The organism is Nisaea nitritireducens, assembly GCF_014904795.1.
GTDB lineage: Bacteria > Pseudomonadota > Alphaproteobacteria > Thalassobaculales > Thalassobaculaceae > Nisaea > Nisaea nitritireducens.
Window position 1 is genome coordinate 18612 of record NZ_JACZFS010000034.1, and the last position, 12275, is coordinate 30886.

Below are 12275 nucleotides of genomic sequence, written 5' to 3' on the forward strand. Positions count from 1 at the left end.
AGTCTCGATTCACGATGTATTGGCATCTGCCTTGCATTGCTTTCCGCGCACCAGAAGGTTGCAAGGATAGCGGCGTTGCATTCTTGGAACCCGCTACGGACCGGAAGAAGAAGGAATATACTTATGTCCCGGACTAAAACGGTCCCGAATGTAAATTGGCTTCCTGGGCTCCGACCCCGCAAAATCCTGCTCGCAGTCATGCCCTATGAAGGGGAAGTGCGGGACAAGGTAACAGACAAATTCTACAAGAACAGCGCCGTCAAATACATGCCGCTGGGTGTCCTGAGCATCGCCGCCTGCATCCCGGACTGCTATGAGGTCAAGGTGCTGGACGCAGCGAGCCGCGGCCTTACGCTAGAAGAAACAATCAATGAGATTGAGGCCTTTGCACCCGATGTTCTCGGTCTCTCAGTCGTCACCTATCGCGCATGGTCGATGGTGCAGATCCTCAAGCGCTGTTCGGCCCCTGTCAAAGTGGTCGGTGGACCGCACGCGACCAAAAGTTCAGCCTATATAATCGAACAGGGCGCGGATGCGGTATTTATCGACGATGCGGAAGTTACCTTTCCGAAATGGCTTGCCAACGGCTGCCCAAAGGGTGTGTTCGATGGCGGTCAAGCCGACCTAAATGCCCTGCCGCTGCCGGCGCGGCACCTACTCGACAAAAAAGACTATTACATCGAACACAATGACGATCTGCTGTTCGATGTGGGCCGCCTCCGGCTCCCAGTCTTCACCTCAAAGGGTTGTCCGTTCAGCTGCATCTATTGCGATGTTCAGCAGAAAACCTTCAATTTCAAATCGCCGGAGCGGGTCGCAGAAGAATTTGCAGACTTGGTGGAGTATGGCGCAACCTCAATCCATATTCTCGACGACGCCTTCAACATCCGTAAAAATCGTGTCGTTGGTATCAGCCAAGTTCTTGCGGAACGGGGCATCGACATTGACTGGAGTGCACGCGGCACAGTCGAGGTGCGCGAGGAAGTCATCGCCGAACTCGCAGCTGCCGGCTGCAAAAGACTGCATGTCGGTATCGAGAGCCTTGACGACAAAGTCCTGCAGAATCTTAAGAAAGCCCAGCGCTACAAGCATATCGAAACATTTGCCAACCACTGCGCCAAGCACGGGATCGACATCCTCGGCTACTTCATTATGGGATCGCCTGGCGAGACCGAAGCGTATCGCCAGAAGCTTCCGGAAATGATCGCGGACCTAGGTATTCGCATCCCCTATTTCAACATTCTCTCACCTCTCGCGGAAACTCCCTACTACTCTCAACTTCTCAAAGAAGGCCGCTTTGAGCGCGATCATTGGGACGATTTCAGCCGCGAGCCGGTTAAAGATTTCATCATGCCGGATGTGCGGCCACAGGAAGAGCGTGCCATGCTCGAGTCAACGATCGTTGACTATGTTTCCTATTTCAAGCGCCGGGATATGCATGTCTTTGCAGCATAGGGAACAGAACAGACGTCTTACGCACGGGTAGACCAAAAGAGGTGTCCTCGTAAGTCAGCCGTGCTGCCGTCTGTTCTCAGCGTGGCGACTATTTCCGATTCCGGAATTCCCTATATTCGATATGGCGATTTGAAATTTTCCGCGATCTGACGCATTCTTAACCATAACCGGGCCGTGTAATTCAGAGATTGCGGGATTCGGATCGGTTGACCGCAACGGTCCACACCATCGTCTTCTTCAGTAAATGTGGGGGCGGGCCGATGCTGTTTGCAAACCTTCTATCCCGGATGATAAAGACCGGGACGATCACGATTATCGGACCCGGCGACCGGCGCCGGACTGTTGGATCGGGCGCACCGGATGTCACGATCCGCGTGCATGACCGCACGACCGACATGCAGCTTGCGCTTTATCCTCAGCTCGCTCTCGGCGAAGCATACATGGACGGCCGGCTAAGCATCGAAGAAGGCCGGCTCTACGATCTTGTCGAGATCGGCATGGTGAATTACCAGCGCCTTGAAGATCAGCCTCTGCAACGCATGCTTGGCGCCATAAGCTGGGCGGTGCGCGGGCTGCAGCAATACAACCCGATCAGTCGCGCCCGCGAGAATGTGGCTCACCATTACGACCTCTCGGGCGCCCTTTATGACAGCTTCCTCGATCCGCAACGGCAGTATTCCTGCGCTTACTTCCCGCAACCCGATACCGGTCTCGACGCCGCGCAGGAAGCGAAGATCCGGCATATCGCGGCGAAGCTTCTGCTGAAACCGGGACAGCGGGTACTCGATATCGGCTGCGGCTGGGGCGGGCTCGCCATTGCCCTGGCGAGGATGGCGGATGTCGAAGTCCTCGGGGTCACCCTTTCGGAAGAGCAGCATAAGAGTGCCGTTGCCCGAGCCAAAGCTTCCGGCCTGTCGGACCGTGTCCGGTTCGAGTTGATGGATTACCGCCTGATCGAGGAGAAATTCGATCGGATCGTATCCGTCGGCATGTTCGAGCATGTCGGCGTCAACCAATACCGAGATTTCTTCTCGAAGGTTCGCGGAACTCTGACGGAAGACGGTGTCGCCCTGTTGCACTCCATCGGCCGCCAGGACGGGCCGGGCTTCACCAATCCCTGGATCCGCCGCTATATCTTCCCGGGCGGCTATTCACCGGCATTGTCCGAAGTACTGCCCGAGATCGAGCGGCAGCAGCTCTGGGTGACCGATATCGAAATCCTCCGCCTGCACTATGCCGAAACCATCCGCCATTGGCATGACCGATTCATGGCCAAGTGGGACGCCATGTCCGCACTCTATGACGAGCGTTTCTGCAGGATGTGGGAGTTTTACCTGATCAGCTCCGAACTCTCCTTCCGTCACTTTGGTCACATGGTGTTTCAGGTACAGATCGCGCTCGATCAGGAAGCCGTTCCGCTCACACGCGACTATATCAGCGACTATGACCGCGACATGCCGACAGCCTTGCGCGCGGTTCCGGACGCTGCCAGGCGCTAGACTTCAGTTCCCGCTGCGCAGGGCCTCTGTTCCGGCTACGTCCAGCGCAACAGCCAGCGTTGCGCCAGGATCGTCCGGATCCCCCTTCAAGATCACGCCATACTGGTCTCGCGCACATCCTGTTGAAACCAGCCCGTCCCGCCAGTCCCGCCAAACCTCTTCCACGGGCCGGGATTTCGGGTCGCCCCATCCACCGCCACCGGGAGAACTGGCCGTCAGTCGGGCGGCTCCCATGTGCTTGAGGCCGAATTTTGGCGCCAACTCGGGCTCTTCACCCTCCTCCTGCACATGCATCTCGCCCGCCTGCCCCCAGAAACCGCCCTTGATGCCAAAGCCGGTCTGGTAGCGGAGCCCCTCGCCCCGGAAGGAATAGAGAGCCGGGGTTTTTATTTCGACCTCGTAATGTGCGCCCGTTCCACCGCGCCAACGCCCGGCACCGCCACCGTCGCAGCGCAGTTCCTGGCCTTTGAAATGCACAGGGTAAAGCCGCTCATAGGTCTCCGCATTGGAGATGGTCAGCCCGCCAAGGGTGCAGAGATGGCCGATCTGGTTGAAACCGTCCCGGCCCTCGACCGCGCCGGCGCCGGCCGCCGCCAGCCCGTGATAGAAAACGTAAGGACGGCCTTCAGTGCCGTGCGTTCCCGGCTCCCGGCCGGACGTCACGCCGAAGATATTCTTCGCCCACCCGGCCACAGCCCGATCCGGCGCCGCCTGGTTCAGCGCCTTCCAGACCGCATGGATGATCTCGTGCGCGACGAAAACCGTGTCCATGGTTGTCGGCGCGCCTTCGCGGGCGTTCACCAGGCTGCCTTCCGGCGCCGCGATATCGATGACGGAGAAAGTCCCCTCGTTGCGCGGAATCGCCGGATCGAAGAAAGCGGCAAAGGCGGTGTAAACCGCCGAATGGGTGTTCGCGACGGTCGAATTCTTGAACCCCCGGATCTGCGGGTCGGTGCCGGTGAAATCCACCGTCGCCCGGCCGTTCGCGATCGTCACCGTCACCCGCACCCAGATGTCACGCAACTCGAAGCAATCATTATCGCTGCGCTCCTCACCCTCGTAGGTGCCATCCGGCAAATCCGAGAGTGCGGCTCCCATCCGGCCGGCGGCATGGGCAAGGATGCCGTCGAAGTAACCGAGTGCTGCATCGACACCAAGCTCCGAGACGAGCTTCGCCACTTGTTCCGCCCCAATCCTGGTCGACCCCAGCATGGCGCCAAGATCCCCTTCCAGCAGATCCGGCGTGCGGGTATTCAGCAGCAACAGTTTCCACAGATCGCGGCGGACCCTGCCGGCCTCGACCAGCTTCAGCACCGGCAGCCGCACCCCTTCCTGCCAGACTTCGGTGGCTTCGGGATTGTAGGTCCCGGCGGCCCCGCCACCGATATCGGACTGGTGCGCCCGGTTGCAGACGAGAGAGACAAGCCGGCCCTCGACGAAGACTGGCCGCGCGATCACCCAGTCCGGCAGATGATTGCCGCCGGCGGCCCATGGATCGTTCAGCAGAAAGACGTCGCCATCCTGGATATCGCCGTCGAAATCGCGCAGCACGGCACGCACCGCGAAACCGCCGCCGCCGCTATGGATTGGAATTCCGTCCGCCTGCGCTGTCACCCGCCCGTCCGGCCCCGCGATGAAACAGGTGAAATCATGCGCCTGGCTGAAAATTGGACTGCGTGCAGTGCGAACCATGACATGGCCCATCTGCTGCGAAATATGATCCAGCCGGTTCTGCGTCAGGGCCAGAAGAACCGGATCTGCGGCTTTCGTCTCGGCCCGGCTCATGCCGCGTCCCTCCGTTCCTGAAATGTAATGAGATAGTTGCCCGCCGCATCTACCGTCACGAGATCGCCCGGCCCGGCAAAAACGGTTGTGGTCTCTTCCTCGATCAGCAGCGGCCCATGGAGCCTGTGCCCCGGCAACAGAGTGGCGCCGCGATAAATCGCGGCCTCCTGCGTTCCGTGACGTTCGTCGATGAAGACAGGCCGGCGCTCAACCGGCTCGGCCGGACAGGCCGCAGAGGGTAATCTGCCTTCGGCCAGCGTTGGCAACAGCCCCTTGCCGACAACACGGAGCGCGGTGACGAGAATCCGCCCGCCCGGCACCAGATGGCCGAAACGCTGTTCGTATTCCCTCTCGAACGCGGCCCGGATGTCCACCGGTCCATCCTCCGTCGCCACCGGGATACGCAGGTCCCATTGCTGACCGTCATAGCGCAGATCCATCTCTTGCTCCGTTCGCATTGCGTCCGGTGCAAAGCCTTCATTGGAGAGCATCGCCAGCGCGCGCTCCTCCAGCGCTGCGTATCTCATCGTGACAGGTTGTTCCGATATCGTATCCAGATCCTGGAAATGCACATCCATGAAGTCCTGGCGGACATCCGAATACAGCATGCCGAGAGCACAGAACGCGCCCGCCTGACGCGGCACATAGACCGCCGCGCAACCGAGCCGTCGACCAACAGTTGCGCCATGCATCGGCCCGGCCCCACCGCAGGCAACAAGCCAGAACCGGCGCGGGTTCTCTCCCCGCTGGACCGAAATCCGCTCCACCGCATGCAGCAGATTCTGCTCCACCAGCCGGATGATCCCGGCAGCCCCATCCTCGACCGACAGGCCAAGCGGCTCCGAAGCCCTTGTTCGCACCGCCTCCCGGGCCTTTTCCAGATCAAGGCTGACGGACCCGCCGGCATAGGCGCCAGGCTTCAGACGGCCGAGCACCAGATTGGCGTCCGTCACAGTCGGCTCGGTGCCTCCGAAGCCGTAGCAGGCCGGACCCGGACGGGCGCCCGCACCTTCCGGCCCGGCGAACAGCATGCCAGCGCCGTCGACCCCGGCAATGGTGCCGCCCCCGGCGCCGACCGTGTGGATATCGACCGAGGGGATAACGAGATCGTAGTCGGCCACCGACAGCTCATCGGTGACGGCGATCCGGCCGGCCCCCATCAGCATCACATCGCAACTGGTGCCGCCGATCTCCATCGAAAGCAGGTTATCGTGACCCGAGACATCCGCCAGATGGCGCATCGAGCCAACCCCGGCAGCCGGGCCCGAGAGAATCAGGTTCACCGGGCGCTCGGCAATCTGTCCAACCGAGACCGCACCGCCATTCGACTGCAGCATGAAGAGTTTGTGCCGCAATCCGGAGGCCGCCAGCGTCGCCTCCAGTTCCTGCAGATAACCGACCACGCGCGGCGCCACATAGGCGCTCACAACCGTGGTCGAACTGCGTTCATATTCCCCGATGATCGGCGCCACCGCACTGGATCGCGCGATCCAGTCCCCGCCCCAACTCTCCGCCAGCACCGCGGCCGCGGCCTCTTCGTGCGCCGGATTGGCGAAGGCATTCAGCAGGCAGATTGCCACCGCCTCCACCCCTTCGGCCCGGAACCGCTCGCCCACCGACCGGATCTGGTTGAGGTCGAGCGGCTCAAGCTCCTGGCCGTGCGTGTCCAGCCGCCCGGCAACGGGCCGCCGCAGATAACGCGGCACCAGCACCTCAGGGTAAGGCGTCCGGTGGTCCCAGGGATTAGTCCGGATGCCACGCCGGATCTCCAGTGAGTCCCGGAAGCCCTCGGTGGTCAGCAGCCCGACGCGCACACCCTTGCGTTCCAGCAGCGTGTTGGTCGCGACCGTGGAACCGTGCGCGAAGAAAGAGCATTGCCCGAGAAAATCGTCCTGGCTCAGCCCCATGTCGTTCGCCGCCTTCGCCACCGCGTTCATCACGCCGCGCGCAGGGTCCGACGGAACCGAGGGCACCTTGAAGACATGCAGCGCACCGTCCGCGCCGGCCACCACCATATCCGTGAACGTGCCCCCCACATCGACGCCAATCCGCCAGGGGGATTTTAGGAAAATCATCAGAAAGAACTTTCGGGGCTGTTCGGAATTACGCCCACAAGTGTGGTGTGATATAGCCCGAGCTCACAAGCTCACTGCTAGATCAGAAATTTAGATAAGGCTTAGCGGCCACCAGCTTCAGCTAGCTTTGCCTCCAACTTCGAGGCCATTCTTATATATTCGCGTGTAGATTCCAGAGAGGGAGAGAAGTCAGCAGTATGAGCAGCGTGGTTCCGAAGCGTGCGAAGCTCATAGAATACAGACGCAGTTTCTGGCTCAATCACTCCCCGTTTAACCAGTTCGTCGATCAATCTCCAACTAAGCTTCCGCAAATCTAAATCTTTCAAATGCTTCTGAGCAATGTCGTGCAACGCAGTATCAACGAGTATCCAGGCTTCTAGGATTGCCCCACGCGGACTGATTTGCGCCTCGGCAAAGAGTGCAAGTTCATCTGATCGTGAAATTAACCCTCCAGGACGCGGCAATTCTGAGCTTTTTTCATGTTCCAGTTTTTGCGAAAGCGATGCGACTTCGTGCTCGAACTCGGCCTCCAACGGGCCTGCTTTCAAACGCTTCAACAGCGGAACTAAGTCCCGAATATGCTTTCGAAACAGAACAATAAAAACAATCGTGACCGTCGGCCAAATGAGAACGTCGACAAGACTTACCGCAACCTCAAAATACTTAAGTAGGGAAATTTCTTTATCGCTCATCACGTAAAAATAGCACCCACGATGCTACATCAAAAAATGAAAAATTCACGGTTCGCTCACTGCGTCATCAAACTCCCATATCCCTCAACTTCCGCCCGCGCCCCCGCCAACCGCAAGCAGTGCCAGAGACTCGCCTGATTGGCCGAAATCACCGGACGCTGCAAATCCTCCTCCAGCGCTTCGATGATCCCGACGCAGCGGAAGCCCGTGCCGAGGATGAGCACGCCGTCGGCCTCAACCGGGCAGGCGGCTTTGACCTGGTTGTAGAGCGGTTCGATCTGCTGCTCGAACCCGAGACCCATCGGGTACATGTCGCCGGTCGGCACGTCACGCCAGCCCGGACCCGGATCGTAGCGCAGCATGCCGGCGGGCTCGACGCCGTGATCGCGGAAATAACCGAGGCCGACGGCGAGTGTGGCGTCGTTGAACCAGGGCGGCAGGACCAGAAAAGGGTTTTTGATTTCAGACGCTTTCAGAGCGGCAAAACAGTCGAGAGCATTGGTGGTGACCGGGATATCGGGCCCGAGAATCTCCGAGACCCCCTGTACGACCGCTTCATCCCAGCCCTTGCCGCCAACCAGACTGCTGGAGCTGTGGCCGAGCACCACCGCCGACAGGCGCATGGAAGCGAACTGCTTCGCGCCGCGTTCCAGATCCTCCGACAAGGTGACATGTGTCCGCGCCGCATCCCAGGCAGCCCAGGGCGCCGGCGCGGTGACGCGGGCGGCATGGACGGAGACATGCGGCGGCATCATTGCCCACCATTCCGCCTCCGGAACGGCCTCGCTGCTGACAATGAACATGCCGATCCGGGCCTTCCAGCCCCAATTGTCCCGTGCCGTCATCCACCGCCTCCCTTTTTTATCCTGCGAATGCTGCTTTCGCGGCTGCAAGTGCAGCACCTTTATCGGCGCTGGCACCAAGGTCGGCAAGGGCAGCGGAAATCTGTTCCAGGTCGGTCAGGATATCTGCCTCGCTGACCCATCCCATGGTGCCGATCCGAACCAGGCGATCCTTCAGGTCCTCGAACCGGGTGCCGGCGATCATGAAATTATAGCGCTCCGCCAGATGATCGATCAGCGCCGGAGCGGAAACTCCCTCCGGTGTTTTCACCACAACCAGCGTCGGGCTCGGCGTGCCTGTCGGGAAAACCGAGAAACCGAGGGCTTCAAGCCCGGCGGTAAGCGCACGGTTAAGCCGCAGATGCCGTGCCAGTGTCGCATCCAGCCCCTCCTCGCCGATCATGGTCAAGGACTCGTCGAGGGCATTCAGCATGGCGACCGGAGCTGTATAGGTCGGCTCGCCCTTCTCCGCCATCGGCCGGAAACGGCGATAGTCGAAATAGCCGCGCGGACCGCGATCGTCGCGCTCGATCACACCCCATGCCTTCTCGCTGATGCTGGCGATGCCGAGGCCCGGCGGGCACATCAGGCATTTCTGCGAGGCGGACACCACGATATCGACGCCCCACTCATCGGCGCGCAATTCGGCCCCGCCAAGACCGCTGACACTGTCGCAGACCAGAACCGATTCCGTTTCCGCAACGACCCCGCCAAGCGCCTTCAGATCGGTCAGCGCACCCGTCGAGCTCTCGCTGTGCACAGTCAGGACAGCCGCATAGCTTTTCTCGCCCAGCGCCCGGCGCACGCCATCAAGATCAATCGGATCGCCAAGACCGGAGACTACCTCGTCGACCTCGGCGCCGATCCCCTCGGCCAGCCGCCGGAAGACCGGCCCCCACTGGCCGTTGGTCGCGATCAGCACCCGCTGACCGGGCCCGGCGACATTGATAACGCCCGATTCCATGGCGCCAATGCCGGTCGAGGCGAAGATAAAGGGCGGAACGCCGGAGCGGCCGAGAATGGGCTGCAACCGGTCCTGGATCGCCTTGAACCGGGCCAGGAATTCAGGCCCGCGATGGGCGATCATCGGCTGTGCCGCAGCATTGCGGACCCGTTCGGGAACGGCGGTCGGGCCGGGCAGACGCAGGCGGTAGGGCAGGGAAGCCCCGGTGCTGGAGGCGGACATGGCTTTGCTCATGAAATGGATCTTGGAACGAGGAGACCACGCCATGGAACCAGCGCTGTCATGTCAGCGCAAGGGGGCAGTCAGGAAAGAAGATCCGGCGGTAGCGGCACGGACCGCGCTCAAAGCATCAGGAAATCGTCGGCACTCTGGATCAGGGGCTGGCTGGCCGCGTCAAACCGGAAAAGCTCGGCGTCGCTCGCGCTGGAAACAGTCCCGGTCTCCTGATCCGCCGCCCGGCGATGCAGACCGATCTCGTTCAAGCCGTCTTCCGGAACGGCGCGGGCCGCTTCCATGCCCCGCATGGCGGCATGCATGGGCGAGCCTTCAAGCCCGGCCCGACGGGCAGCACCGGCGACCGTATCGACCAGTTCCAGTTCATAGAGATCGGCGCCAGCTGAACGGACCAGCGCATCCGCGCCGATCTCGTCCCGGGCACTGTCCTCGCCATAGGAAGCAACCAGCCGACTGATCGCGGCAAAGGTCTGGTCCGTCTCCACACCGGCAACAAGGCTTCCGGTCTCGATCACGATCTCGGCGGGCTCCGCACCGCGTGCCTCGGGCAAGGATGGGCTGGACTCGCGCAGATGCGACGGGTCTGACGCCCGCCGGTAGCCTTTGAAATCCTCTCCGTCCAGATTCCGCGCAATGACCTCGCGCGACCAGTCGCCCGGCGCAACTCCCTGCTGCCAGAATCCAAAACTGTGCATCTGAAGGCCGTCCGCACCGGCGCCTGCAGGTGCGGATACCTCCGAAACCCCGGAGTCCATTCTTTCGGCAAATGCCATCGGCAACTGCTTCCATCACGTGTTCAGGCCCGCCCGGCGGCGCGCCTCTGTAGAGACGTGAGGTAAGCAAGAAGCAAGCCAAACCTGGAGTTCATCGAGAAAGACGCGTTCGGCGCCGGACGTTAACCCTGAGCTTCGTCTTCCCCGCGCGGGATGATCCCCGGATCGCCATAGCCGAAATGCTCGGCATACGGGGCAAGTGTGTCCAGATAAGGCGCCATCTGGTCCCGGTATCGTGCCCACCGGCCAACAGCGCGCGTATAGATCGGCTCCGAAACCTGGCGGAAACTGGGGGTGCGGATCATCCCGCGCGCCTTGGCGTGCGCCGTGTGATCGAGGACCGCGTCGGTCCAGTCGAGGCCAAGGAAGCTGGTCACCCGCCGGGCAGTTCCTTCCGTGTCCGCAACCAGATCCTCGTAGCGCACGGTAATATGGTCGGGCGACAGCGTCTGCTCAATCTCCTGCCACAGCGCCATGACGCGCGCGTAGAAACCGGCGGCTCCCTGCATAGAGGTGAAACTGGCCATCGCCGAATTGAGCCGGATCGACTGCATGAAACAGCTCAGGCAGCAATCGCAGGGATGGCGCAGGGACAGGATGACCTTGGCCTTCGGATAGAGCCTGAGGGCCAGCGGCAGATAGACGATGTTGAGCGGCATCTTGTCGATCACCACGCGCGGCCGGCTCCCCTCTTCCCCTGCCCAGCGCGCCAGCTTTGCCCGGTATTCCGCCCGCAGCTTGTCGGCGTCAGCCTGCGTGAGCGCGGCCAGCCGTTCGGCCAGCGTTCCCTCCCCCAGCGCCGCGAACCCGGCCCCGACGCTGGAAAGCACGGGCTGCTCCTCGATCACCCGCGCATCCGGATGGGCATCCAGAATCTGGTCCAATAACGTTGTTCCCGAGCGAGGAAAGCCGACCATGAACACGGCGGGCGGTTCCGCCTCCGATAGAGGCGTCCAGCGCGTCGGCCACCCGTCCGATATCGCCCTCTCATAAGCATTGAGCGTGTTCAAAAACAGGCGCGGGTCAGCAGTACCCGACGGCGCGCGCTGGACCGCGATCTCATTGCCACGCTCGAAACGAGCCCAGGCCTCATCATATTGCCCGAGCCGGTCGAGAACGGTCCCCAGCTCAAACTCGACGGCATCGCGCCCCGCCTCGCCGTCCAGCGCCTCCGGCAAAGCCTGCAAGCGATGCAGAGCCCCTTCGAGATCGCCCTGGCGACGCTCGACAATCGAGAGAAACACCGCGCTCACGTGATCTTCCGGATCGATGACCAGAGCCCGGCGAGCCGCCCTGTCCGCGAGGTCAAGTTTCGACAAGGTCTCGGCGAGGGCCGCCATCCGGCGCCAGGCAAGATTGCCGTCCGGGCCGGCAAGCAAGGCCCGGCGCAACTCCGTCTCGGCTTCTCTCTCACGGCCGGATTCACGCAGGATCACGGCGAGATTGACCCGTACCCATGCCATGTTCGGATCGGCATGCAGGGCATCCCGGGCAGCGCGCTCCGCTTCACGGAGTCGTCCCAATTCCTGATAACTGCTTGCAAGGGCACCCAGCGCCTCTGCCTTGCCCGGATGGGTCAGCGCCCAGAGCGCCGTCGCCCTGTGACGGCCGGCCAGAGGTTCTGCAGTGGAGGCAACAGTCAACAAAGCCGTCGCGGATGGGGACGCCGGATCAAGCAGCACAGCCCGCCGCGCCGCCGTCAGGGCAAGCGAGGGCACTCCAGCCCGCAATCCCGCCGCCGCCGCCTGAACCCATCCACCCACCGCCGCCGGGTGGCGCCGGGCGACACGCATGAACCCATCCGCCGATCCCGCCAGATCCCCACGCTCCAACGCCGCCTGCGCCTCTGCCATCAGGCGGCGGCTTTCGGTCAGATAATCTGGATCAGCGACAAAGGCGGACATCGGGCAAACTCTTTGGCAATTCAACGCGAGAGTAGTTGATCAGCACTGGCCA

Annotated in this window: 9 protein-coding genes; 2 read left to right on the forward strand and 7 right to left on the reverse strand. The window is 61.8% G+C overall.

Going from position 1 to position 12275, the window contains the following annotated elements; all coding sequences use genetic code 11:
* Positions 1-123: 123 nt before the first annotated feature.
* Both IG629_RS12160 and IG629_RS12165 read left to right on the forward strand, forming a co-directional pair.
* Positions 124-1455, forward strand: a complete 1332-nt coding sequence (locus IG629_RS12160) for a B12-binding domain-containing radical SAM protein (RefSeq protein WP_193172212.1) — start codon at positions 124-126, stop codon at positions 1453-1455.
* A gap of 260 nt (positions 1456-1715) precedes the next feature.
* Positions 1716-2954: a class I SAM-dependent methyltransferase gene (locus IG629_RS12165; protein ID WP_193172213.1), complete on the forward strand. Its 1239-nt coding sequence runs from the start codon at positions 1716-1718 to the stop codon at positions 2952-2954.
* A 3-nt stretch (positions 2955-2957) separates the two neighbouring features.
* On the opposite strand, the gene IG629_RS12170 is transcribed toward IG629_RS12165, so the two are convergent.
* The 7 genes from IG629_RS12170 to IG629_RS12200 form a co-directional block, all read right to left on the reverse strand.
* Positions 2958-4739, reverse strand: a complete 1782-nt coding sequence (locus tag IG629_RS12170) for a hydantoinase B/oxoprolinase family protein (protein WP_193172214.1) — start codon at positions 4737-4739, stop codon at positions 2958-2960.
* A complete protein-coding gene (locus IG629_RS12175; protein ID WP_193172215.1) occupies positions 4736-6814 on the reverse strand; it encodes a hydantoinase/oxoprolinase family protein in 2079 nt (692 codons plus the stop codon). Before IG629_RS12175 ends, IG629_RS12170 begins: the two co-directional genes overlap by 4 nt.
* A gap of 101 nt (positions 6815-6915) precedes the next feature.
* A complete protein-coding gene (locus IG629_RS12180; protein WP_193172216.1) occupies positions 6916-7506 on the reverse strand; it encodes a DUF4145 domain-containing protein in 591 nt (196 codons plus the stop codon).
* Between the two features lie 56 nt (positions 7507-7562).
* A complete protein-coding gene (locus tag IG629_RS12185) occupies positions 7563-8351 on the reverse strand; it encodes a maleate cis-trans isomerase family protein (RefSeq protein WP_193172217.1) in 789 nt (262 codons plus the stop codon).
* A 16-nt stretch (positions 8352-8367) separates the two neighbouring features.
* Positions 8368-9546, reverse strand: a complete 1179-nt coding sequence (locus IG629_RS12190; protein ID WP_193172218.1) for a pyridoxal-phosphate-dependent aminotransferase family protein — start codon at positions 9544-9546, stop codon at positions 8368-8370.
* Positions 9547-9653: 107 nt separating this feature from the next.
* The gene (locus IG629_RS12195; protein ID WP_193172219.1) at positions 9654-10241 is read right to left on the reverse strand and encodes a hypothetical protein; all 588 of its coding nucleotides are present in this window, start codon (positions 10239-10241) and stop codon (positions 9654-9656) included.
* Between the two features lie 200 nt (positions 10242-10441).
* Positions 10442-12223 (reverse strand): tetratricopeptide repeat-containing sulfotransferase family protein, encoded by a 1782-nt coding sequence (locus tag IG629_RS12200; RefSeq protein WP_193172220.1) that lies wholly within the window; start codon positions 12221-12223, stop codon positions 10442-10444.
* Positions 12224-12275 lie beyond the last annotated feature (52 nt).